Source organism: Burkholderia sp. AU44665 (assembly GCF_030504405.1).
Taxonomy (GTDB): domain Bacteria; phylum Pseudomonadota; class Gammaproteobacteria; order Burkholderiales; family Burkholderiaceae; genus Burkholderia; species Burkholderia semiarida.
In genome coordinates this window covers 53,330-76,323 of record NZ_JAUJRI010000010.1, presented here as the reverse complement: position 1 = coordinate 76,323, position 22,994 = coordinate 53,330, and the positions used below count along the sequence as shown (strand labels likewise).

Here is a 22,994-nt window from a genome sequence, read left to right as displayed (position 1 = left end):
CGTTGCATCGGGCGGCCGAGCGCCGCCCTCCCGAATTCCCGATTCCTTTTCCATCGAGGTGAATGATGAAAACCCAACTGATCGCTACCCTGCTCGTCGCTGTTTCGGCCGCTGTTGCCGCACCGGCGTTCGCCAACGAAACCACCGTGACGCGTGCGCAGGTGCGCGCCGAGCTCGCGCAGCTTCAACACGCCGGCTATCCGCTGAACCGCGCGACCGACGCCACCTATCCGAACGATCTGCAGGCCGCGCTGACGCGGATCCACGCGGGCGACGCCGTCGCGGCCAACGCAGCGGGTGCCGGCTACGGCAGCGACGGCGGCGCCGCGACGCAATCCGGCCGCCGCGATGTCGCAAGCGTGGCCGAGCGTTCGGTGTACTTCGGTCACTGAGCACCGCGCCGGTACGTGAACCCTGAGTCCCTTTATTCCTGATTCCATTTTGTCGAGGTGAATGATGAAAACCCGCCTGATCGCTGCCCTTCTCGTCGCTGTTTCCGCTTCTGCCGCCGCGCCGGCGTTTGCCGACGCAGCCGTCGTGTCTCGCGCGCAAGTACGCGCCGAGCTCGTCCAGCTGGAACAAGCCGGTTATCGGCCGGGACGCGCGAACGATCCGCATTACCCGGACGACCTGCAGGCCGCGTTGACGCGCATTCATGCGAACGACGCGGTGGCGGCCGACGCATCGGCATCCAGTTACGGCAACGATGCCGCCGCCGCGACGCAGTCGGGCAGCCGGCCGGCGACGCGTATTGCCGAACGCTCGATCTACTTCGGTCATTGAACGAACGCGCGAACGGCGCCGATGGCCGGCGTGCGGTGCGCCCCCCTGAATTCCTGAATCCCTGTCGAGGTGAATGATGAAGCCCCAACTGATTGCCGCCCTGCTCGTTGCCGTGTCGGCCGCCGTCGCCGCGCCGGCTTTTGCCGGAGAAAGCACCGTCACGCGTGCGCAAGTGCGTGCCGAACTGGCCGCGTTGCAGCAAGCCGGCTACCAGCCGAATCGCCCCAACGATCCGCACTATCCGGACAATATCCAGGCGGCGCTGAAAAGGATTCGCGACGATGGCGCCGTCGCGGCCGATACGCAGACAGCCGGTTACGGCGGTGATGCCGGCGGCGCCACGCAGTCCGGCAGCCGCGGCGCGATCCGCATGGCCGAGCGCTCGATCTATTTCGGGCATTGAGCGTGGTACGGCGAATTCTGTCGCTGAAGTCCATCATATAAAGCGCATGCGATGTAATCGCATGCGCTTTTATTTGCATTGCCGCAGCCTGCATTCCCGGCCATCCCGGATTATTCTGTGCGGCACCCCCATCTTTCACGAAGGAGCCGCCGATGCCGGATGCCATGACCGGAAACGCGACAAGCGATGCGCACGTGCTCGATCGCGTTGTCTGGAACGCGCTGACGGGCAAGCAGCACCGCTTTGCGCTCGGCAATGACCGCGCATGGCGGTTTCCGGTGCCCGTGGCGCCGTTTGCCGCGCTCGCCGACACGAGCCCGGCGTCGTTCGACGCGCTGCGCGCGCTGGTCGCCGCACACGGGCCGGCCGCGCTCGTCACGCCGGACGAGATCGCGCCACCGGCGGGATGGTCGGTGATCCGGCGCGCGACGCTGCTCCAAATGATCTGGCAACGGACGTTCGACCCGGCACATGAATCGGAACATGTCCCGCTCGGCGAAGCCGACGTGCCGGACATGCTTGCGCTGACCGCCGCCGCGCAGCCGGGCCCGTTCGGCCCGCGTACGTTCGAACTCGGCCGCTACATCGGCGTGCGCAACGAAGGGCGGCTGGCCGCGATGGCCGGCGAGCGGATGCAGTTGGACGGCTATACGGAGATCAGCGCCGTGTGCGTGGACGCCGCGTTTCGGCGGCAAGGGTTGGCGGCGAGGTTGATCCGGTCGCTGATTGCGTCGATCGACGCACGATCGGACACGCCGTTCCTGCACGTGCTCACGACGAACCAGGTGGCGATCGAGCGCTATCTCGCGCTCGGTTTCGTCGTACGGCGCGACATGCACCTGCTGGTGCTGGGCGATGCGCACGCGTGACAATGCGGCCGGCGCGATTCACGCGCCGGCCGCTCGTCATGCCTGAGTGCCTGAGTGCCTTTATGCTTCGGTCGACCGGATCAGGTTGCCGCGCAGCGTGACGATCGCCTTCTGCACCTTCGCGAACTCGTCCGGCTTCAGCCCGGTGGCTTCGACCAGGTTCATGTCGAGCCCCTTCTCGCGCACGCGGCGGCCGCTTTTCGTCAGGCTGACGAGCACCTGGCGTTCGTCGGACGGATCGCGATGCCGCTCCAGGTAACCCATTGCCTCGAGCTTCTTCAGGATCGGCGTCAGCGTATTGGATTCGAGGAACAGCTTCTCGCCGAGCTGGCCGACGGTCTGGTTGTCCTGCTCCCACAGCGCGATGATCGTGATGTATTGCGTGTACGTGAGGCCGAGCTCGTCGAGGATCGGCTTGTACGCCTTGCCGAACGCGAGGTTCGCCGAGTAGATCGCAAAGCACAGGAACTCGGACAGCTTCGGCGCGGCGGGCGACGGGGTTTCGGTCGGTTTCATGGACTTCCTCCAGCGACGCGAACGGTCGCAGACAATCGCATTATATATCGCATGCGATCTTATCGGAAGCATGATAATCGGGGTCGATCGGCTGGCGCGCGCCGCGCTCAGCCCGGCTTGCGGCGCTTGCCGGTTTGCTGACGGCTGACCGACAACAACGTGCACTGTACCGGATGCGCGATTTCGGTCGCGAGCCCGCCCGCGGCAAACAGGAGGATCATCAGCCAGCGTTTCATGCGTCCTCCACGACCGAGAGGCTCGCACCATCGGCAACCGTCGCGTCGAGCGTGTACGGATCGACGCCGTCGAGGCAACCGAGGTTGACGCGCCAGCATGCCGGGTCTTTGCGGGTCTGGTGGAACGGATAGACGCCGCACCGGCTGCAGAAATAGTGACGTGCGGTGTGCGTGTTGAAGCGATAGCACGTCAGTGCGCCCTCGCCTTCGACGATCGTCAGGTTGGCGGCGGCGAACATCGGGCTCATCAGCGCGCCGCGCCGTCGGCACAGGCTGCAGTTGCAGCGAACGGCCGGCGCAATGGCCGTGCTGACTTCGAATTTGACGGCCCCGCAATGGCAGGATCCTTTGAACCGGGTAGTAGACATGACGGGCTCCGAAAGAGGTCACGCCTGCTTTATAGCGAAGCCGCGCGCGGGCGGTGTATCGCACTGTATCGGCCGTCGGGGCGGATACAGGACATTGCAAATCCGCGGCCCGCGCGACGAATTGCTGCGGGTGCGCGTGCGGCGGGAGGCCGACCGCCACGCGCCGGCAGCGGCGGATGCAACACTTTGCGCTGGCGCGCGGGAACCCCGTGCGCGTGTTTCATGGGACGGCGTTCGTGCCGGCCGATTGAGCACGACCGTGTGGCGTCGGCGGCGGTTGCGCCGGCGGCCACGCCACCGGCGTCATGGTTTTCCCGGCCTCGCCGGATGGCGCGGGTGCGCATCGTTTTCGATACGCACCCGCCCGCCACGCAGGCTGCAACGGCCTGCCGCGCGAATCGTGTCCACCGCGCGCTCCCTACCCTTTCTGCTCGGGAAAGGATGCTTGAAACATCCTCAATTATCACGTGCCGCCGATTTGCCCACCATGTGTCGGACGATCGGCGCAGCCCGCATGGCCGCCTCTTGCACCTGCCCGGCGATGCCTGGCGTCGCATCGTGCGGCCGACGCGTGACGCCGGCTAAGAACGGCCAGCCCCGCGCCACCGCATATCGATAATCAGGAGACACGATGAACAGCCAATCCCTCGACCTCGACGGCCACGCGGGCGCACGCGCGTCCGCCCGCACGTCGGCCGCCTCCGCAGGCGCCGGCGTCGACGCAACGACCCTTCCCGCCCGCCGCGTCACGCTCGGCGATTTCATGGACGATCTGCCGGTCGGTGCGTTGCATCGATTCGTCGTCTGGGTGATCGGCATCGGGCTGTTCTTCGACATGTACGAGATCTTTCTCGTCAGTACGATCGGCTCCGCGTTGCAGCACGAATACGGGCTGAGCCGGCAAAGCGCCGATTTCAAGCTGCTGCTGGCGTCCGCGTTCATCGGCATGTTCGTCGGCGCGATGTGCCTCGGCAGCCTGGCCGACCGCATCGGCCGGCGCAAGGCGTTCCTGCTCACACTCGGGTGGTACAGCGCGTTCTCGCTGGTCGGTGCGTTTTCGGTGAGTGCCGACATGCTCGTGGCCTGCCGGTTCCTGACCGGCATCGGCGTCGGCGCGATCTATCCGGTCGCCGACACCTTCCTGTCCGAAATCCTGCCGAAGGACAAGCGCGGGCGGCTCGCCGCGTGGGCCTACACGACTTCGTATGTCGCGGTGCCGCTCGTCGGCTTTCTCGCGCTGTGGCTGAACCCGCTGCATGTGGCGGGCGTCGCGGGCTGGCGCATCATCCTCGCGGTCGGCAGCCTCGGCGCCGTGTACGTGCTGCTCGTCCAGCACCGGCTGCCGGAAAGCCCGCGCTGGCTGCTCGCGCAAGGCCGCACGGCCGATGCGCACGCGGCGCTGCGGCGTTTCGCGCAAAGCGCCGGCGTGCCCGTGCCCGAGCATTTCGCGGAACCGGTCCAGCCGCAGCGGCCGCTCGGGCTCGGCGAGCGCATCGCGCTGCTGCGTCGCCGTCCGTACGGCGCGCGCTACGTGATGCTGGCGATCTTTCACCTGTTCCAGGGCTTCGGCTATTACGGGTTCGGCACGCTGGCCGGCACCGTCGTGAAAAGCCGCGGCTTCGACGTGACGGACAGCACGTTGTTCATCGCGCTGTCGTTCATCGGCTATCCGATCGGCTCGCTGCTGTCGATTCCGCTGCTCAACTGGATCGAGCGCCGCACGCTCGTGATCGTGTCGATCTTGTCGATCGCGGTGTTCGGGCTGTGCTTCGCGTATTCCGGCAATACCGTGGTGATCGTCGGCTTCGGGTTCCTGACGACGTGTGCGTCCAACGTGTTCAGCAACGCGTATCACGTGTACCAGGCCGAGATTTTTCCGGCCGGCGTGCGTTCGACGGCGATCGGCAGCACCTATGCGCTGTCGCGCATCGTCAGCGGCGCGCTGCCGTTCGTGTTGCTGCCGGTGCTCGTCGACTACGGCGCGGGCGCGATGTTCGGCGTGATTTCGGTCGCGCTCGGCATCGTCGCCGTCACGCTGCGCGTGCTCGGCCCGCTCACCACGCGGCGCAGCCAGGACGAGATCAATCCGGTTTGACGCGGCGAGCGGCACGGGGCGCACGCACGCGTGCCCCGTGCGTCGCCGTTTCATCGCCTCATCGCATTCAGCGCGCCGACATGAAATCGAACAGCTTCGCGACGTCGGTCGTCAGCACCGCGCCGGCCTTCACGCCGACCCATAGCGTGCGCGTCGCCCACGCGTCGTCGAGCTTCACGACACCGAGCCGCGCCGCGCGCTCGCCGGTCACCGCATCGCGCGGCAGCACGCCGATGCCGAGCCCGGCCTCGATCATCCGGCTCACGCCGTCGAAATTCGATACCTGGATCCGCAGCTTCAGCGAGCGCTCGGCCGCGAACGCGGCGTCGGTCATGCGCGCGAGCAGCGAGCTGCCGTCGCTCAGGCCCACGTAGTCCTCGTCGAGCGTATCCGCGAAGCGGATGCTGTCGCGCACGGCGAACCGGTGCGCGCGCGGCACGAGCAGCACGAGCTCGTCGCGCCGGTACAGCCGCCGGTCGATGCCGGGCGCCGGCACGTTGTCGGCGAATACACCGAGATCGGCCTTGCCCGACCCGATCGCGTCGACGATCTCGTGGCTCAGCCGCTCCTCGAGACTCACCTTGATGCCGGGGTTGCCGGTGAGGAACGCGGCGAGATCGGCGGGCAGGAACTGGACGATCGCCGACGTGTTGGTCCATACGTGGATATGGCCGCGCACGCCTGCGACGTAGTCGCTCATCTCGTGCGCCATCCGGTTCACCTGCTCGATCACCTTCGCCGCATGATCGAGCAGCGCGCGGCCCGCGGGCGTCAGCTCGACGCCGCGCGCGTGCCGGACGAACAACGCGCTGCCGGTCACGCTTTCGAGTTCGGCGATGCGCTTGCTGACCGCGGACAGCGTGAGCTGGCCGTGTTCGGCTGCCTTCGTCAGGCTGCCGTGCTCGGCGACGAGCGCGAACACGCGCAGCGACTGCAGATCGAAATGAAGCGGGTTCACCATGTCGGGGGTCCTGGGAAGGCCGTGCGGGGGACGTCGTCATCGCGCCGGCCTGACGCCGATCATACGCCGGGCCGTGCGCATGCGATACGCACGATACGGCGAGGCTAGCGCGGCGCGATGGCGTGCAATGCGGCGAGCATCGCGCCGTCCGGCGTCGCGAGATCGTCGAGCACCGCGAAGTGCTGCATGCCGGGCAGCCACGCGCGGGCGATCCGCTCGCCGGCGGCTTCGCACGCCGTCGCGTATTCGTCCGCCTGCCGAACGAGTTCGGGCAGTTCGGCGTCGCCGACCGCCACGACGGTCGCCGCGCCCGGTCCGACATGGCGCAACGGGCTGTACGCGTCGACCTCCCGCGCGGTGAGCTGCAGCTTGTCGTTCAGGCAGCACAGCGCGATCGGTTCGAGATCGACGAGCGGACTGATCGCGAGTGCCGACACGACGGCCGGATGCGCGCGATGCATGGCCGTCAGATGGCCGCCCGCCGAATGGCCGCTCAGATGGATCGGCCGCCCCGCGATGCCGAGGCCGTCGCGGTCGGCCGCGAGATGGTCGAGCAGCGCGCCGATCTCGCCGACGATATCGGTCATCGTCGCGACCGGCGCGAGCGTGTATTCGGCGAGCACGACGTCGTAGCCGCACGCGAGCGGCCCGCTCGCCGCATACGCGAAATCCTCTTTCGTGCAGTGTTGCCAGTAGCCGCCGTGGATGAACACGAACAGCGGTGCGTCGGGCTGCCCGCACGGCAGCCAGTCGAAGCGCTGCGCGGGTTGCGCGCCGTAACGCAGGTCGCGGCGGCCGGGCGTCGCCGCGTATAGCGCCGCGCTGCGCGCCTGGCATGACGCGAGCAGCGCGGGGAAATCGGGAACAGCCCTCGTGTTCAGGTACGCGGCGTCGAGCGCCGCACGGTCCATGCCGCGATAGAGGATCGTCATTCGGGAAGCGCCTGGATCGGGTTGCGGATGCGCGCGGCACGTTTGTCCGTGCGCGCGGCGAAGGCGGCGGTCGGGCCGACGCCGTTGCGCCATTATCCGCAGCGCGGCCGCGCACGGCTATCCGGAATCGGCGGGCGCGGCGCGTGCCTGTCCGCTTTCGGCGAAGGACTGTGACGCTGTGCGCGCGGCGGGCCGGCACTCGCGCGGGCGACCGAGCCCGGCAAGTCAGATCGGCTCGGAAATCTCGATCAGGTTCAGGTCGGGATCGCGCACGTAGATCGAGCGGATTTTCTGCGTCGCGCCGGTGCGTTCGACGGGCCCTTCGACGATCGGCCAGTCGACGCGCCGCAGGTGCGCGATCACGTCGTCGAGCGGGACCGACGCGATGAAGCACAGGTCGAGCGCGCCCGGCACCGGCACGTGCGCTTTCGGCTCGAATTCCGCGCCGCGCACGTGCAGGTTGATCTTCTGGTTGCCGAAACGGAACGCGAGTCGGCCCGCGCCGAAGGTTTCGAGCTGCATCTGCAGCACCTCGGTGTAGAAATGCTTCGTCCGTTCCGGATCGACGCAGGTCAGCACGAGATGATCGAGGTGGTCGATCAGCGCCATGGCATTCGCTCCTGTTTATGTTTCTGTTGCTGTTCACGAGAACGCGCGTTGCGCGGGCTTGCCGTCGGCATCGGCGCGCGGCGGCGGATGAAGGTCCGAGCGGCGCCCGGCCTTCAGGATCTGGCTCGGCACGTCGTGCCCGATGAGCGCGGGCAGCCGTGCGGCTGCGGCGAGCACGGCCGCGAGGTCGATGCCCGTATCGTAGCCGTCGAGTTCGAGCATGTGCACGAGTTCCTCGGTGCAGACGTTGCCGGTCGCGCCCGGCGCATACGGGCAGCCGCCGAGCCCGCCGAGCGACGCGTCGAAACGGTCGATGCCGGCGTCGAGCGCGGCGAGCGTATTCGCGAGCGCCATCCCGCGCGTGTTGTGGAAGTGCAGCGTGAGCTGCAACGCGGGGAAGCGCTCGCGCGCACGTCCGGACAAGTCGCGCACCTGCGACGGAAACGCCATGCCGGTCGTATCGCACAGCGTGAAGCCGTGCACGCCGAGATCCGCGAAGCGCTGCATCCACGCGAGCACCGTTTCGGCCGGTACGTCGCCTTCCATCGGGCAGCCCATCGCGGTCGACAGCGACACGTTGATCGCGACACCCGTGCCGCGCACCGCGTCGATCACGTCGCGCAACTGCGCGAACGATTGCTCGCGCGTCATCCGCAGGTTCGCGCGGTTGTGACTCTCGCTCATCGACATAACGAGGTTCACCTCGTCGACGCCGCACGACAGCGCGCGCTCGGCGCCGCGCACGTTCGGCACGAGCGCCGTATAGACGACGCCCGGCGCGCGTGCGATGCCGTGCATCACGGCTTCCGCGTCGCGCAGCGCGGGAATCGCCTTCGGCGACGTGAACGACGTGACCTCGATCTTCGCGTAGCCGCAGGCGCTCAGCGCGTCGACGAGCGCGATCTTGTCGTCGGTGTCGACGAACGCCGCTTCATTCTGGAAACCGTCGCGGGTCGCGACTTCGTGGATGTGGAGGCGTTGCGGATGCGCGTTCATGTCTTCGTCCCGGTGGCTGTTTCAGATCACGCCGCGCGTGCGCCAGTCGTCGCGCGTCACCGCATCGATGCCGAGCGATTCGAGCACCGCGTCGGTATCCGCGCCGAGCCCGGGGGCCGGCCGCTCGATGCGCCCGGGCGTGGCATCGAGTTTCGGCACGATGCCCGGCACGAGCACGGGCGTGCCGTCGGGCAGCGCGGCGTCGACGATCATGTCGCGCGCACGGTAGTGCGGATCGGCCGCGATGTCGGCCACGTCGTAGATGCGTCCCGACGGAATGCGCGCGTCGTTCAGCGCGGCGAGCACGTCGTCGAGGTCGTGGTGCGCGCTCCATTCGCCGATCGCCGCATCGATGCGCGCGACCTGCGCGACGCGCCCGTCGTTGTGCGCGAGCGCCGGATCGTTGCCGAGATCGGGCCGGCCGATCAGTTCCATCAGGCGCCGGAAGATGCTGTCGCCGTTGCCGGCGATCAGCGCGTACCGGCCGTCGCGGCAGCGGTACGCGTTGGTCGGCGCGATCCCCGGCAGGCTGCTGCCGGCCGGCCCGCGCACCGCGCCGAACGCCGCATATTCGGGCAGCAGGCTTTCCATCATGTTGAATACCGATTCGTACAGCGCGACGTCGACGACCTGCCCCTTGCCGCCCTGCTGCTCGCGATGCCGTAATGCGAGCAGCACGCCGATCACGCCGTGCAGCGCCGACAGCGAATCGCCGAGCGAGATGCCCACGCGCACCGGCGTGCGGCCCGGTTCGCCCGTGAGGTGGCGCAGGCCGCCCATCGCCTCGGCGATCACGCCGAAGCCGGGGCGGTCGCGATACGGGCCGGTCTGACCGAAGCCCGACACGCGCAGCATCACGAGCCCCGGGTTGAGCGCGGACAGCGCGTCCCAGCCGAGCCCCCAGCCTTCGAGCGTGCCGGGCCGGAAGTTTTCGATCAGCACGTCGGTCTCCGCGACGAGGCGGCGCACGACGTCCTGCCCTTCGGGCGTGCGCAGATCGAGCGTGAGCGAGGTCTTGTTGCGCGACTGCACGGCCCACCAGACCGACGTGCCGTCGTGCAGCAGCCGCCACTTGCGCAGCGGGTCGCCGACGCCGGGCGGCTCGACCTTGATGACGTCCGCGCCGAATTCGGCGAGCATCCGGCCCGCGAACGGCCCGGCGATCAGTTGGCCGAGTTCCAGCACGCGGATGCCGTCCAGGGGGCGTGTCATGACTGTCTCCGATGAAATCTCGTTGTCGATGACGGCGATCATGACGGCGTTCGCGCCCGGCGAAAATCGCTCGATGGTCAACCTGCCTTTCCGAAACGGAAAGGCGGGCGACGGCGCGAGCGCGGTATCGGCCAAGCGGGACGCGCCAGCCTTTCCACCCGGGAAAGCGCGCTCGCGCAACGGTCAAACGACGGCGCGCGCGCCGCCGGCAGAATCGGGGCCGTTCCGCGCCATCGGGCGCCTGCCAGCGAGACCGCCATGTTTTCCGTTTCCGCTCCCGCGAAGATCGTGTTCCTCGACCGCGCGACGCTGTCGCCGCAGACCGTGCTGAAACGATTTCCGTTTCCGCACGCCTTGCAGACATTCGACCGGACGGCCGCGCACGAGGTCGCGGCGCGCATCCGCGACGCGCACATCGTCGTGACGAACAAGGTGCGGCTCGACGCGACGGCCCTCGCCGATGCGCGGCAGATACGGATGATCGCGATCGCCGCGACCGGCACCGACATCGTCGATCTCGATGCGTGCGCGGCACGCGGGATCATCGTGAGCAATATTCGCGGCTATGCGGTGCGCACGGTGCCCGAGCACACGTTCGCGCTGATCTTCGCGCTGCGCCGCAGCCTCGTCGCTTATCGCGACGCGGTGCGCGCGGGGCGTTGGCTCGACAGCGGACAGTTCTGCTTTTTCGATCACCCGATTCGCGACCTGGCCGGTGCGACGCTCGGGATCGTGGGCGACGGCGTGCTCGGGCGCGCGGTGGCCGCCATCGCGCGGGCGCTCGACATGCGCGTGCTGTTCGCCGCACACGGCGACACCGCGCGCGACGGCCATGCACCGCTCGACACGCTGCTGCGCGACAGCGACGTGATCACGCTGCACTGCCCGCTCACGCCCGCGACGCGGCACCTGATCGACGCCCGCGCATTCGCGCGGATGGCGCGCCGGCCGCTGCTGATCAATACCGCGCGTGGCGGGCTCGTGGACGAAAGCGCGCTCGTCGAGGCGTTGCAGTCAGGGCAGATCTCGGGCGCGGGGTTCGACGTCGTCACGCAGGAGCCGCTGCCGGCCGCGCATCCGTTTCACGCGATCCTGTCGCATCCGGCGTTCATCCTGACGCCGCATGTCGCGTGGGCGAGCGACGAGGCGATGCAGACGCTGGCCGATCAGCTCGTGGACAACGTCGCCGCGTTCGTCGGCGGCGAGCCGCGGCATGTCGTGTGACACGCACGAACGGAACGGCCCCGCTCGATTGCTCGAAGCGGGGCCGACTGAATGCGGGGCTGCTTGCGCCAGCGACCCGGGGCACATGAAGGGTTCGTGCCTCGGCCCTGTCTGGCGGCGGGTTTCCGACTATCTGATGGGTGCTACTTCAACGCGTTCAGACCGGCAAGGATGTCGATATCAGGCCAGTCCGAAAAGCGGAAAGCCGGCTCAGTAGGCGGACATCTCGACGCAAGGGTCGACCTTCGACGGCGAACAGATGACCGAGTATTTGGCGCTCTCGCGCATCAGCGCCTCGCCTTCGTGCAGCGCGATCTTGATCTCGGGATGACGCTCGTACGCGAGGAAGGCCGAGCACACGACCGCGGACATCACGACGAGGGAAAACACAAATTTTTCAAGGGCTTGGAAACGTTCAGGCATGATCTTGACCTTTCTCTCAGCCCGGAATTATACCTTGAGATAAGGGTTTTCCCTATAACCCTGCCCGCATACCGAGGATGCGTTCAAATCGAGATAGGCGCGATGGTCGCGCCCCTTCATGCAGAACATGCCACCGCGGCCCGCGCGGATGGGGCCGCATAAACGAGGAAGGAGAAGAAGGCTCGCCGCCGGCGCGTCACTGCGGCGCCGAAGCGCCGCTCGCCGCATTGCCCGGCCAGGCCTTGCCGATATGGTCGATCAGCGACTTCGCGGTGCCCGTCACGAGCGCCGCGTCGACGCCCGACGTCTGCCATGAGCCGTCGGCCGCCTTCACGAAGGTCAGGTTCGCGCGCGACGGCGAGTAATCGGCGTTGCGCCACGTGACCACGACGTCGCACGAGTACGTGCGATCGCCGAGCTTCTTGCAGTCGCCGTCGGGTTTCGCCGATACGACGTCGGCCGATACGGGCAGCGGCTGGCCGAACAGCGCGTTCAGCCCGCCGTGGTTTTCCGCTTCGAGCGCGCGGCGCACGGCGGCGTCGACGTCGCTCGATCCGGGACCGTCGTGAAGCAGGTTGCAGGCGGCCAGCAGCGTCGACGCGCCGGCGAGGGTCAGCAGCAGTTGAAACTTCATGGATATCCGTCGATCGGGGGAACGCCGCGTAGTCTGCAACGTCCGCGTGTCGTGCGCGGTATCCATTTGTAACCAATTGCACGACGGCTGGGCGGCACGGCGGCCGCGCGCGATCGTGCGACGCCCCCGCCTACTGCCGTTGCTGCTTCACGCGGCTCACGAGTTGCGTCGGGCTGACGAACTGCAGCGCGATCACGACCCACACGAGCGTGATCGCCATGTAGATCATCGCCATCGCGTCGATCGACTGCGGCGCGCGCACGCCGGTCGAGAACACCGCGTAATACAGCGCGACGACAAGCGTCTGCGTGCTCGGGCCCGCGGTGAAGAACGTCAGCTCGAACATCCCGATCGTGCGCACGAGCACGAGCAACCCGGCCGCGAGCATGCCGGGCACCAGCAGCGGCAGCAGCACGTAGCGGAAATAGCGCCACGTGTTCGCGCCGAAGATGCGCGCGGCGGCTTCGAGGTTCGGATCGATCTGCTCGATGAACGGTGTCATCACGAGGATCACGAACGGCAGCGCCGGCACGAGATTCGCGAGGATCACGCCCGGCAGCGTGCCGGCGAGCCCGATCTTGTACATCACGGTCGCCATCGGGATCCCGTAGGTGACGGGCGGCACCATCAGCGGCAGCAGGAACACCAGCAGCGCGAAGCGCTTGCCGCGAAACTGCACGCGCGCGAGCGCATACGCGGCCGGCACGCCGAGCGCGATCGACAGCAGCACGACCGCGCCGACGACCTCGACGGTCACCCACAGCACGCTCGCGAGCTGGAAATCCTCCCATGCCTTCGCATACCAATGCAGCGTGAAGCCCTGCGGCAGCGGCGTGCCGAACCAGCGCGTCGCGACCGAGTTCACCGCGACGGTCGCGATCAGCAGCATCACGTTCAGCAGGAAGAACGCCATCAGCCCCCAGACGAGCGCCTTCCATGCGCGGCCGGCGAGATTGCTTTTCATCCGATGCGGTTTCCTTGCATCGACGGGCCGCGCATCGGGGGCGTCGTGCTTCGGCGGCCACGTGCGAGCGGCATGATTGTCGGTCGCCATCAGCCCTTGCCTCCCGTTACCGCACCCGTGTAGAAGAAGCGGCGCGCGCCGAGCATCGACGCGACCACCAGCAACTGCGCGAAGCCCATCACGATCGCGATCGCCGATGCGAGCGAATAGTCGTAGCTTTCGAACGCGGCTTCGGCCGCCGCGATCGAGATCACGCGCGTCGGCCCGGCCGGCGCGCCGAGCAACACGGCCGACGGGAACACCGAGAACGCCTGCACGAACGACAGGCACGCGGCCATCGTGAGCCCCGGCACGAGCAGCGGCAGGTAGATCTGCCGGAACTGCTGCCACGGGTTCGCGCCGAGCGTCGCGGCCGCGCGCGCGAGCGTCGGGTCGATGCCGCTGATGTACGACAGCATCAGCAGGAACGCGAACGGAAAGCCCGACACGATCAGCGACAGCAGCACGCCCCAGTAGTTGTGCGTGAGGCGCACTTCGTCGGTGTACAGGTGCAGCCCCTGCAGCGCCTGCGGAAACCAGCCGTTCGGCCCGAAGTAAGTGAGCATCCCGTCGGCGACGAGCACCGTGCCGAGCGTGACGGGAATCACGAGCAGCGTCGTGACGAACTTCTGGTACGGCGAATGGCGGCGCAGCGCGAACGCGACCGGCACCGCGATGCCGACGTTGAGCAGTGTGGCCGGCACCGCGAGCTTGAGCGTGACGAGCACGGTCGGCCACATCGCCGTGTCGGTGAAGAACTGTACGTAGTTCGCGAGCGCGCCGCCGTTCATCGGCTGGAACGACAGCACGAGGCCGTACGCGAACGGATAGATGAACAGCGCGGCGATGAACGCGAGCGCCGGCGTGACGAGCCAGGCTTTCGCGTCGCGCGCCGCGCCGCCGGTCGCGAGCGTGCTCATGCGGCCTCCGGGCGGGACGCCGCCGCGCGCGCCGCGTGGCGCAGCCCGTTCATTGCCCGTCTCCCGCATAGACGAGCGTGCGCGCCGGCGCCACGCGCAGCCTCAAGCGCTCGCCTTCCGTGAACTCGCCGGCCACGCGCGCCCAGATCGCGCCGAACGGCGTGATCGCGCGGATCAGCGAGTCGCGCCCGCCGTACTCGACCGTCTCGACGGTCGCGTCGAATGCATTGTCGGCGCCTTGTTCCGCGCGCTCGATGTCGTCGGGGCGCAGCGCGACGACGACCTCCTTCGCGTCGAAGCCGGCCATCGGCACGCCCGCGAGGCGCACGCCGCCCGACGCGACGTTCACGTAATCGCCGGCCATGCCTTCGAGCGTGAACGGCAGCACGTTGCGATAGCCCATGAAGCGCGCGACATGCAGATTGTGCGGGCGCGTGTAGACGTCCTTCGGCGACGCGACCTGCTGCACGACGCCCTCCTTCATCACGACGATACGGTCGGCCATCGACAGCGCCTCGTCCTGGTCGTGCGTCACGTAGATCGTCGCGCGTTCGAGCTGCGTGTGGATGCGGCGGATCTCCGCGCGCATCTCGATGCGCAGCTTCGTGTCCAGGTTCGACAGCGGCTCGTCCATCAGCACGAGCGGCGGCTCGATCACGATCGCACGCGCGATCGCGACGCGCTGCTGCTGCCCGCCCGACAACTGCCCGGGCAGCTTGCCTTCGTGACCGACGAGCTGCACGAGCTCGAGCGCCTGCTGCGCGCGCCGCCGCGTTTCCTGCTTCGGCACGCCGCGCATCTTGAGGCCGAAGCCGACGTTGTCGAGCACCGACATGTGCGGGAACAGCGCGTAGTTCTGGAACACCATGCCGAAGCCGCGACGCTCGGGCGGCAGCACGTCGATGCGCGTGTCGTCGAGCCAGATGCCGCCGCGCGTGAGCGGCTGCAGCCCCGCGATGCAGTTCAGCGCGGTCGATTTGCCGCAGCCCGACGGGCCGAGCAGCGCGATGAATTCGCCGCGCCGGATCTCGAGGTTGAGCCCGTCCAGCGCGGCGACCTGCGCGCCTTGCGCATTGGTGAAACTGCGGCACACGCCGTCGAGCCGCAACCGTTCGAAACTGTGCTTCATTCCACGAACTCCATCGACGCGGGCGCCGCGGCGCCCGCCGGTTCAGGCGTCACTTCGATTTCTGCGAACCGATCTCGCGATCCCATTTCTGGAACGCGGCGACCATCGCCTGCGCATTGAGCGGCTGCACGTGCGGACGATCGGCGAGCAGCTTCGCGTATTCGGGGCGGCCGAACTTGCGCACGACTTCCTGGCTGTGCGCGGGCGCCATCTCGAGCGTCACGCCCTTCACCGCCGGGCCCGGATAGAAATAGCCGTCGTCGTAGGTCATCGCCTGCTGCGCCGGTTCCAGCAGGAAGTTCATCAGCTTGAACAGCACGTCGAGCTTTTCCTTCGGCACGCCCTTCGGGATCACCATGTAGTGCGCGTCGTTGACCCACGTCATGTTGTCGAACGCCTGGATCTTGAATTCGGCCGGCACGATGCCGAGCGCGCGCGGGTTGAGATCCCAGCCGGTGACGGTCACGGTCATGTCGCGCGTGCCTTCGCCGAGCTCCTTCATCACCGCCGACGTGCCGCCCGGGTAGTACGGCACGCATTCGTTCAACTGTTTCAGGAACGCCCAGGTCTTGTCCCAGCCGTTGATCGGGTCCTGCGGATTCTTGTCGCCGAGCACGTACGGCAGCCCCATCAGGAACGTGCGGCCGGGGCCGGAGTTCGCCGGGCGCGCATAGATCAGCTTGTTCGGGTGCGCCTTGCACCACGCGAGCAGCTGGTCGGGCGTCTTCGGCGGGTCGCTGACCTTCGCCGGGTTGTATTCGAGCAGCGGGCCGGCCGGCATGTAGGTGACCTCGAGGCCGTAGCCTTGCGCGAGATCCTGCATCTTGCGCGGGCCGGGCGCGTATTTGTCGAGCACGCCGGGGAGCGCGGCCGCGTTGTCGGGCAGCAGCTTTTGCCACAGGTTCTGCTCGATGCCGGCGGCGAGCGCGTCGGTGCCCGTCAGCACGAGGTCGATGTCGGCGCGCCCCGCCGCCTGCATCGCCTTGATCTTGCCCGGCAACTGCGGCGCGGGCGCGTTCGTGAACGTGACGTTCGCGACGAGATTCGGGTTCTTCTCCTTGAACGCCTCGATGGCCTTCTGCGTGAGCTGCAGGTTGCCTGCGACGTCGACGATGTTCAGCGATACGGGGGCGGCAACGGCCGCGGCGGCCGACAGCGCGAAGCCCAGTGCGAGTGCGATCCGGCGGACACGGCGAGCGATCGGGGTGGTGTTCATGTCTCCTCACTTCGGTCGGTGGATGGGACCTTTCTTGTCAGGAAATCATGACGGCGTTATACGATGTCGGTCAACAAAAAACCACGGGATGCGGGGCGGGACTTTCCCTGACAAAAAGCTTCCGTAACAGCATGCCTAGGAAGCCCCGGTATGTCAGTCAGTGCTGTTAAGACGTCATATGTCAACGTATGAGCAGCGAGAGCGTGATGCTTTCGAGCGACAGTCTGCGGAATGACCGATGGGCAGTTACTGCGGCAGCACCGCAGAAGAATGAATCAGTGGGGCGCTTCAGCGAGAAAGCGAACTTTCCCAGACCGCACTGAAATACTCGGCCAGCTCTTCGCTTGTGACGCTGCCGTCCGCAACGTCAACCATGAGATCTTCGAGATCAGCCAAACGGGGCATCGAGATGCCTTGTCGCTCCATGTACGTCAATGCACACGTCAGCCCGGTGCGCTTGTTTGCATCATTGAATACATGGCCGCGCGCGATCGCGACGGCATAGGTCGCCGCAATGCCGAACACGTCGTCGAGACCGGCGTAATGGACGTGATTTTCAACCCGGTGCAAGGCGGCTTCGACACCGCCACGCCCGGCATGCGCAAACCCGCTCAGACCGCCGAGGTCTCGAATGATTTCGTCGTGGATCGTGATGACGTAATCGAGATCCAGCAAATCAGCGGTCCTTCAATGCGATCAGCACGTCCCGGTGTTCGGAAATGACTTTCCGGGCTGCTCGAAGGACATCGCTTTTCTCGGTTTCGGTCGAAGCCTTGACCTCGGTCGTGGGGCGAATAATCGTGCGGGGTTTCAGTTCAACCCCATACAGCACCTTTCTTTTTGGGGCCATGATGGCATTCCATTAAAAACGATAACAAATCAGTGGCTTAGTCCGCATTTTCACGCGGCACCGCACCGCTCGAAATCATAGCACCAGACGAGGCGGTCGATGCTGAAAACCGGTCGACGGCGGTCGTCCTCGCGGCCGACTACAGCACGTCGAAGCGGACGAAGGTCTACGCGCAGCTCGGCAACGTGAACAATCGCCGCATGATGGACCAGATGCTCATGTATGGGCAGCCGGTCGCGCCGGGCGTCGGTACGACGGCCGCGATGGTCGGGCCCCGGCACAACTTCTGACGGCTTCGGGCCACGCGGCGCAGGCACGTGCGCAGCCGGCGCCTGCATCGATTCCGGTGATCGGCTACAGTGGGCGCTTTCGGCGCGCGCCGCCCTGCCGCCGCGAACCGTGCGCGAGCGCGGCGGCACGGGCCGAGCGCGGATCATTCACTTCGACGAGCGAACCTTCATGCCCGATCTGTCCGCCTTCCCGATCACGCAAAAATGGCCGGCCCAGCATCCCGACCGTCTCCAGCTCTACTCGCTGCCGACGCCGAATGGCGTCAAGGTGTCGATCATGCTCGAGGAAACCGGCCTGCCGTACGAGCCGCACCTCGTGCGCTTCGACACGAACGACCAGTTCTCGCCCGAATTCCTGTCGCTGAACCCGAACAACAAGATCCCCGCGATCATCGATCCGAACGGCCCCGACGGCCGGCCGCTGCCGCTGTTCGAATCGGGCGCGATCCTGATCTATCTGGCGGACAAGACGGGCCAGTTGATCCCGAAGGATCTCGCGGGCCGCTACGAGACGATCCAGTGGGTGATGTTCCAGATGGGCGGCATCGGGCCGATATTCGGCCAGGTCGGCTTCTTCCACAAGTTCGCCGGCCGCGATTATGAGGACAAGCGTCCGCGCGATCGCTACGTCGCCGAATCGAAGCGCCTGCTCGGCGTGCTCGACGCGCATCTCGCGAACCGCCAGTGGGTGATGGGCGATACCTACACGATCGCCGACATCGCGATCTTCCCGTGGGTGCGCAATCTGGTTGGCTTCTATGAAGCGGGCGATCTGGTCGGCTTCAGCGAATTCCGCAACGTGAAGCGGGTGCTCGACGCGTTCGTTGCGCGGCCGGCTGTCGAGCGCGGGCTCAATATTCCGGCGCGGGGTTGATCCGCTGCGCGGGTACGCGCCGTGCGAGCCACGGCCCATGATTTGTGCCGCCCGCCGCATTGCGCGGCGGGTTTTTTTTGACCATTGCCGATCTCCGGGGAACGCCGGGAGACCGTCGGTATTCGGCCATGAAGCATCATCGGCTTGCGTCGACGGCGAGACGTCGAGACGTCCCGTTTGGTTCAGGGAACGGACACCCAAGTCATGCCATGAGACGTTTTCGATCGCCCCTGGCCGACTCTTGGTCGGATAGATCGCAAAATGCAGCGCCTGCGCCCCCAACGAAGATCCGCGTCGGGACAGATCCCAACGCGAACTGGCAGTTGAATTTCGCCGCTGTGTCTGCGCAAGCTTGCGGCCTAAACTCGTCTATCGACGCTGGTAGACAACGCCTTGAATCGAGACCTGATCTGGCTCCGGCTTCTCGTCAAAACGTTTATGCGCCTCGGCAATGGCGACTTGATTCTCGCTCGCCCAATTGACCAACGCCATGACAGGCTTCAACAGCGTTCTTCCCATGTCGGTGAGTTCGTAATCGACGCGAGGCGGAATCGTTGCATACATCGTTCGCGTTATCAGTCCGTCGCGTTCCAGTCCGCGCAAGGTCAGTGTCAGCATCCGCTGGGAAATGCCCTCGATGCGGCGCTTCAATTCGTTGAAGCGCCGCGGGCCGTCGGCCAGCATAGCGACAATGTAGAGGCTCCACTTGTCGCCGATGCGATCCAGGATTTCACGAGTTGCCAGGCAGCCGCCAGCGTCAGGGGCAGGCATATCGGCAGGCAGCTCGGCGGGACTAAGTGACATGCGTGTGCCTTCTTGTGGGGAAACGGCAGGAACCATACCATCCTTTGTATGAATTCGTAAGTCAGGTCACTTAATCGACTTGGTTCTTATTTTATACTTGGGAGCCGCTATGAGCCACACTCTGCTTGTCACGTCCAGCCCGCGCGGGGCCGACAGCCTTTCCACCCGCTTTGCCACCGAAATCGCAGAGGGCATCCAAGCCCGCGCGGGCGGCCCGCTGACCGTGCGCGACCTTGCCGCGAATCCTCCGCCCCATATCGCACCGGCCTACATCCAGGGTCGGGTCGCCTCGCCCGCGGATCGCACGCCGGAACAGGTCGAGGCGGTGAAGGTCGCGCAAGAGTTGGTCGATGAGTTGAAGGCCGCCGATGTGATCGTGCTCGGTTCGGGCATGATCAACTTCAGTCTGTCGTCGCAGCTAAAGGCTTGGTTCGATCACGTCACCTGGCCGGGCGTCACCTTCGGTTACGGCGATATTGGGCCGAAGGGGCTGCTGACCGGCAAGAAGGTCTATCTCGTTACCGCTGCCGGTGGCGTGTTTTCGGAAGGTGCATGGGCACCGTTCGACTTTCAGACCAGCTATTTGCTGCACCTGCTCGGTTTCATCGGCCTGACCGACGTTGAAGTGGTGCGTGTCGAAGGCACGGTTTTCGGCCCCGATGCGGCGAAGGCCGTAATCGCCAACACCGAAACGGCTATCAAAGCCTTGTTGGCGAAGGCTGCGTGACCTCATGGCCCGGAAAAAACCTCGCGCCGTTCGGTGCTTCGGTGCAACCGGGCTGGCCTGAAGGCACATCATCGAGGAAGCCTTGAAGCTGGGCTACAACGTGTCCCGGCGACGACGTGAAGAAACGCGCGTCGTTCGCGGGAAGGGTCGAATCGTTGTCGGCGATCCGGTTACGAGAACAGGGTTATGCAAATAGACCTCTATACTGAAATCACATGCCCGTGGTGCATCGTCGGGCATCACCGTCTCGACAAAGTGCTGACGGAGCGTTTTCCCAACCTGGTCGTTGACATTCGGCAGCATCCAGTCCTGCTGCTGCCAGATGCACCGTCAGGCGGTCTCTATATTCCCGATTTGCTGCGTTCGCGCTACGGCATAACCGATCCGAAGGTCGCCTTTGCTCGCCCCGAGGGAGAAGCTCGCGCATCGGGCTTCGACCTGGATCTTGGTCGCCAGCTCTGGGCCTATCCGACCCAGGCTGCTCATGCCGTGATTCTGGCAGCCGCTGGGCGTGACACGCAGCACAGGCTCGCCGTTGCAATCACCGATGCTTACTTCATCGCAGCGAAGAACATCGCCGATGCGGATGTGCTGGCTGACATTGCCGCCGACTACGGTTTTAACCGCGATCAGGCGCGTGCCATCGCTCTTGATCCTGAACAGCACCATCGCGTCGAAGCGGAGGCGTTCAAGTCAGCGAATGCCGGCGTTCGTTCGGTTCCTCATTTTGTCTTTGGGGAAAGCATTGCCATCAATGGGGGGCGCAGCGAAGACGAGATTGCTGCGGCAATACAAGCGGCTTCCGGCGCAATCCCTCTCTGACGCGGCTTCCTCAAATCCAATGACTCGGAAGTCGGCGTACGCCGAGTCGACAAGGTTCTGCGGAGCTGTTCACTGTGTTGGCCGATGCCCGACCAAAAAGACCGGCCGTCGGATGACCGAAGTACTTCAAGAAGCGACGAAGGGACCGTGATCTTACGACCGACCGCAATGGGCCGACACGCGACGTCCACGAGAATTCACGAAGAACTTTTTGCCCGCCGCGTACGTTTCCATCACGCATTGTTCAACGCGAGTTCCCTTCCTCCCCTTCCGGCGTTCCGGCTTCCAACCCCGCCAGCAGCTTCCCCAACAGCCGCGACAACTGCGCCTGTTCGGTCTCTGACAACGCAGCCAGCACCGCCCGCTGATTATCGATATGCGCGACGACCGCCTCGTCGATCAGCGCGCGCCCGGCATGCGTCAACGCGACGAGCGTCCCGCGCCCGTCGGCCGGATTCGGCCGCCGCTCGACCCAGCCGGCCTTCTGCAGCCGGTCGATGCGCGCGGTCATCCCGCCCGACGACATCATCAGCGCGTCGTACAGCGCGGTCGGCGTCAGCGCGAACGGCGCGCCGCTGCGCCGCAGCGTCGCGAGCACGTCGAATTCCCCCGGGTGCATGCCGTAGCGCGCGAACAGCGGATTGAGACGATCGCGCGCGATCACGAGCGCGGCTTCCTGCAGCCGCCCCATCACCACCATCGACGTCGCGTCGAGATCCGGGCGCTCGACCCGCCATTGCGCGAGCGCATGCTCGGCTCGATCCATTAACCCTCCTCGGCTCACCGGTTATCTTGACGTCAAGATAAATCGCCATATATCTTGATGTCGAGATACTTTACCTGAAAAACGTGCGGCGCCTGGCTGGCAGCCGCGCACCGATATCGAGGGCCTTGCAATGAATCGCTTCATCCCCCCCGGCTGGCGGCTCGCCGCGGTCGTGCTCGTCGGGCTGAACCTGCGGCCGGCGCTTGCCGCGATCGGCCCGCTGCTCGACATGATCCAGCGCGCGACGGGCATCGGCGACGGCGCGGCGAGCCTGCTGACGACGATCCCGATCCTGCTGATGGGGCTCGGCGCGCTGAGCGCGCGGCGCCTGCAGCGCCTCACCGGGATCGCGGGCGGCGTGTGGCTCGGCGTCGCGTTGATCGCGCTGGCCTGCGCGTCGCGCGTCGGGGCGCAGCACGCATGGCTGCTGCTCGCGAGCGCGTGCTGCGCGGGCGTCGGGATCGCGATGGTGCAGGCGCTGTTGCCCGGCTTCGTGAAGGCGCATTTCGCGACACGCATCGGCGGCGCGATGGGCGTCTATTCGACGTCGATCATGGGCGGCGCGGTGCTCGCGAGCGTCGTCGCGCCGTTCGCCGCGGTGCGCTGGGGCTGGCTCGCCGCGCTCGCGGGCTGGGCGTTGCCGGCGGCGCTGGCCGCACTGGCCTGGCCGCTGGCCAGCCGGGGCGACGACGCGCTTGCCTCCGGCCCGGTGTCGGTATCGGGTGCGCAGCCATCGCGTTCGCCGCGGGCGTGGCGGCTCGCACTGTTCTTCGGCATCGCGACGGGTGCTTACACGCTCGTGCTCGCGTGGCTGCCGCCATACTACACACGGCTCGGCTGGTCGCCGACCGCGGCGGGCAGCCTGCTCGGCGGCGTGACGTTCGCGGAAGTCGTCGCGGGGCTGACCGTTTCCGCGACGATCGACCGCCTGCCCGATCGCCGGCCTGCGCTGCATGCGGCGATCGCGTCGCTGCTCGTCGGGTTGCTGGTGATGCTGGCCGCGCCCGACGCGCTCGCATTGCCGGCCGCGCTGCTGCTCGGCGCGGGCATCGGCGCGCTGTTTCCACTGTCGCTGATCGTCACGGTCGACCACGCGGCCACGCCGGCCGATGCCGCGTCGCTGACGGGGTTCGTGCAGGGCATCGGCTATCTGATCGCCGCCCTGTTTCCGTTCGCGGCCGGCGTCGTGCGCCAGCATCTGGCGGATCTCACGCCCGCGTGGATCGCGATGGCGTGCCTGTGCATCGCGCTGTTCGCGCTGGCGGCCGGCTTTGCGCCGAAGCAGATGCGGCAGATCGCGCGGGCCTGACGGGCCTGACGGGCCTGCCGGCC

28 protein-coding genes and 1 pseudogene are annotated in these 22,994 nt (G+C 66.6%); 11 read left to right on the top strand and 18 right to left on the bottom strand.

Translation table 11 applies throughout. The features are described 5' to 3' along the window. The first annotated feature begins 65 nt into the window (after positions 1-65). From QZM15_RS20910 to QZM15_RS20895, 4 genes are all read left to right on the top strand, one after another. Positions 66-392: a DUF4148 domain-containing protein gene (locus QZM15_RS20910; protein ID WP_302107185.1), complete on the top strand. Its 327-nt coding sequence runs from the start codon at positions 66-68 to the stop codon at positions 390-392. Positions 393-453: 61 nt separating this feature from the next. Beyond that, the gene (locus QZM15_RS20905; protein ID WP_302107184.1) at positions 454-783 is read left to right on the top strand and encodes a DUF4148 domain-containing protein; all 330 of its coding nucleotides are present in this window, start codon (positions 454-456) and stop codon (positions 781-783) included. A gap of 73 nt (positions 784-856) precedes the next feature. Then, the gene (locus QZM15_RS20900; protein WP_060966123.1) at positions 857-1,186 is read left to right on the top strand and encodes a DUF4148 domain-containing protein; all 330 of its coding nucleotides are present in this window, start codon (positions 857-859) and stop codon (positions 1,184-1,186) included. Between the two features lie 152 nt (positions 1,187-1,338). Beyond that, a complete protein-coding gene (locus QZM15_RS20895; RefSeq protein WP_226231800.1) occupies positions 1,339-2,055 on the top strand; it encodes a GNAT family N-acetyltransferase in 717 nt (238 codons plus the stop codon). Between the two features lie 60 nt (positions 2,056-2,115). Here QZM15_RS20895 and QZM15_RS20890 read toward each other — a convergent pair whose 3' ends face one another. From QZM15_RS20890 to QZM15_RS20880, 3 genes are all read right to left on the bottom strand, one after another. Next, entirely contained in the window at positions 2,116-2,571 is a 456-nt protein-coding gene (locus tag QZM15_RS20890) for a MarR family winged helix-turn-helix transcriptional regulator (RefSeq protein WP_006482257.1), read from the bottom strand. A 107-nt stretch (positions 2,572-2,678) separates the two neighbouring features. Next, positions 2,679-2,807 (bottom strand): hypothetical protein, encoded by a 129-nt coding sequence (locus tag QZM15_RS20885; protein WP_256122098.1) that lies wholly within the window; start codon positions 2,805-2,807, stop codon positions 2,679-2,681. Then, on the bottom strand, positions 2,804-3,175 hold the full coding sequence (locus tag QZM15_RS20880; RefSeq protein ID WP_302107183.1) for a GFA family protein: 372 nt from the start codon (positions 3,173-3,175) through the stop codon (positions 2,804-2,806). The genes QZM15_RS20885 and QZM15_RS20880 overlap by 4 nt, the downstream gene beginning before the upstream one ends. Positions 3,176-3,806: 631 nt before the next feature. On the opposite strand from QZM15_RS20880, the gene QZM15_RS20875 reads away from it, so the two are divergent. Next, on the top strand, positions 3,807-5,270 hold the full coding sequence (locus QZM15_RS20875) for an MFS transporter (RefSeq protein ID WP_302107182.1): 1,464 nt from the start codon (positions 3,807-3,809) through the stop codon (positions 5,268-5,270). Between the two features lie 67 nt (positions 5,271-5,337). On the opposite strand, the gene QZM15_RS20870 is transcribed toward QZM15_RS20875, so the two are convergent. From QZM15_RS20870 to QZM15_RS20850, 5 genes are all read right to left on the bottom strand, one after another. Continuing rightward, the gene (locus QZM15_RS20870; protein WP_059643427.1) at positions 5,338-6,231 is read right to left on the bottom strand and encodes a LysR family transcriptional regulator; all 894 of its coding nucleotides are present in this window, start codon (positions 6,229-6,231) and stop codon (positions 5,338-5,340) included. A 104-nt stretch (positions 6,232-6,335) separates the two neighbouring features. Continuing rightward, positions 6,336-7,163, bottom strand: coding sequence for an alpha/beta hydrolase (locus tag QZM15_RS20865; RefSeq protein ID WP_059585342.1), 828 nt, complete (start codon positions 7,161-7,163; stop codon positions 6,336-6,338). Positions 7,164-7,388: 225 nt separating this feature from the next. Continuing rightward, on the bottom strand, positions 7,389-7,772 hold the full coding sequence (locus tag QZM15_RS20860; RefSeq protein WP_059585341.1) for a VOC family protein: 384 nt from the start codon (positions 7,770-7,772) through the stop codon (positions 7,389-7,391). A 33-nt stretch (positions 7,773-7,805) separates the two neighbouring features. Further along, the gene (locus QZM15_RS20855; RefSeq protein WP_302107181.1) at positions 7,806-8,768 is read right to left on the bottom strand and encodes a hydroxymethylglutaryl-CoA lyase; all 963 of its coding nucleotides are present in this window, start codon (positions 8,766-8,768) and stop codon (positions 7,806-7,808) included. 21 nt (positions 8,769-8,789) lie between these two features. Continuing rightward, positions 8,790-9,980 (bottom strand): CaiB/BaiF CoA-transferase family protein, encoded by a 1,191-nt coding sequence (locus QZM15_RS20850; RefSeq protein ID WP_302107180.1) that lies wholly within the window; start codon positions 9,978-9,980, stop codon positions 8,790-8,792. 258 nt (positions 9,981-10,238) lie between these two features. Between QZM15_RS20850 and QZM15_RS20845 the strand changes: the two genes are divergently transcribed. After that, positions 10,239-11,204, top strand: coding sequence for a D-2-hydroxyacid dehydrogenase (locus tag QZM15_RS20845; RefSeq protein ID WP_302107179.1), 966 nt, complete (start codon positions 10,239-10,241; stop codon positions 11,202-11,204). Between the two features lie 210 nt (positions 11,205-11,414). Here the strand turns inward: QZM15_RS20845 and QZM15_RS20840 are convergent, their stop codons facing one another. The 8 genes from QZM15_RS20840 to QZM15_RS20805 form a co-directional block, all read right to left on the bottom strand. Further along, entirely contained in the window at positions 11,415-11,627 is a 213-nt protein-coding gene (locus tag QZM15_RS20840) for a hypothetical protein (RefSeq protein ID WP_059585338.1), read from the bottom strand. Positions 11,628-11,823: 196 nt separating this feature from the next. Continuing rightward, positions 11,824-12,261: a hypothetical protein gene (locus QZM15_RS20835; RefSeq protein WP_059643406.1), complete on the bottom strand. Its 438-nt coding sequence runs from the start codon at positions 12,259-12,261 to the stop codon at positions 11,824-11,826. A 130-nt stretch (positions 12,262-12,391) separates the two neighbouring features. Then, entirely contained in the window at positions 12,392-13,315 is a 924-nt protein-coding gene (locus QZM15_RS20830; RefSeq protein ID WP_059585336.1) for an ABC transporter permease, read from the bottom strand. Continuing rightward, on the bottom strand, positions 13,315-14,184 hold the full coding sequence (locus QZM15_RS20825) for an ABC transporter permease (protein ID WP_302107178.1): 870 nt from the start codon (positions 14,182-14,184) through the stop codon (positions 13,315-13,317). Before QZM15_RS20825 ends, QZM15_RS20830 begins: the two co-directional genes overlap by 1 nt. Positions 14,185-14,233: 49 nt before the next feature. After that, positions 14,234-15,313, bottom strand: a complete 1,080-nt coding sequence (locus tag QZM15_RS20820; protein ID WP_302107177.1) for an ABC transporter ATP-binding protein — start codon at positions 15,311-15,313, stop codon at positions 14,234-14,236. Positions 15,314-15,362: 49 nt separating this feature from the next. Beyond that, positions 15,363-16,529: an ABC transporter substrate-binding protein gene (locus QZM15_RS20815; protein WP_060009553.1), complete on the bottom strand. Its 1,167-nt coding sequence runs from the start codon at positions 16,527-16,529 to the stop codon at positions 15,363-15,365. A 288-nt stretch (positions 16,530-16,817) separates the two neighbouring features. Then, positions 16,818-17,204 carry a type II toxin-antitoxin system death-on-curing family toxin gene (locus QZM15_RS20810; protein WP_060966110.1) on the bottom strand — a complete coding sequence of 129 codons (387 nt, stop codon included), beginning with the start codon at positions 17,202-17,204 and terminating at the stop codon, positions 16,818-16,820. A 1-nt stretch (position 17,205) separates the two neighbouring features. Further along, positions 17,206-17,379 carry a hypothetical protein gene (locus QZM15_RS20805; RefSeq protein WP_167351613.1) on the bottom strand — a complete coding sequence of 58 codons (174 nt, stop codon included), beginning with the start codon at positions 17,377-17,379 and terminating at the stop codon, positions 17,206-17,208. A gap of 101 nt (positions 17,380-17,480) precedes the next feature. Between QZM15_RS20805 and QZM15_RS20800 the strand changes: the two are divergent. Both QZM15_RS20800 and QZM15_RS20795 read left to right on the top strand, forming a co-directional pair. Beyond that, positions 17,481-17,669, top strand: a pseudogene (locus tag QZM15_RS20800) (porin); the annotation flags it as partial. Positions 17,670-17,838: 169 nt separating this feature from the next. After that, positions 17,839-18,543, top strand: coding sequence for a glutathione binding-like protein (locus tag QZM15_RS20795; RefSeq protein ID WP_124658021.1), 705 nt, complete (start codon positions 17,839-17,841; stop codon positions 18,541-18,543). A gap of 369 nt (positions 18,544-18,912) precedes the next feature. On the opposite strand, the gene QZM15_RS20790 is transcribed toward QZM15_RS20795, so the two are convergent. Next, positions 18,913-19,347 (bottom strand): helix-turn-helix domain-containing protein, encoded by a 435-nt coding sequence (locus QZM15_RS20790; protein ID WP_302107176.1) that lies wholly within the window; start codon positions 19,345-19,347, stop codon positions 18,913-18,915. A 109-nt stretch (positions 19,348-19,456) separates the two neighbouring features. Between QZM15_RS20790 and QZM15_RS20785 the strand changes: the two genes are divergently transcribed. Together QZM15_RS20785 and QZM15_RS20780 are read left to right on the top strand one after the other, a co-directional pair. Beyond that, positions 19,457-20,074: an FMN-dependent NADH-azoreductase gene (locus tag QZM15_RS20785; RefSeq protein WP_104012131.1), complete on the top strand. Its 618-nt coding sequence runs from the start codon at positions 19,457-19,459 to the stop codon at positions 20,072-20,074. Between the two features lie 186 nt (positions 20,075-20,260). After that, positions 20,261-20,896, top strand: coding sequence for a DsbA family oxidoreductase (locus tag QZM15_RS20780; protein ID WP_302107175.1), 636 nt, complete (start codon positions 20,261-20,263; stop codon positions 20,894-20,896). Positions 20,897-21,140: 244 nt separating this feature from the next. On the opposite strand, the gene QZM15_RS20775 is transcribed toward QZM15_RS20780, so the two are convergent. Further along, entirely contained in the window at positions 21,141-21,662 is a 522-nt protein-coding gene (locus QZM15_RS20775) for a MarR family winged helix-turn-helix transcriptional regulator (protein WP_124658019.1), read from the bottom strand. Positions 21,663-21,792: 130 nt separating this feature from the next. Between QZM15_RS20775 and QZM15_RS20770 the strand changes: the two genes are divergently transcribed. Continuing rightward, positions 21,793-22,971, top strand: coding sequence for an MFS transporter (locus QZM15_RS20770; RefSeq protein WP_302107174.1), 1,179 nt, complete (start codon positions 21,793-21,795; stop codon positions 22,969-22,971). Positions 22,972-22,994: the final 23 nt, after the last annotated feature.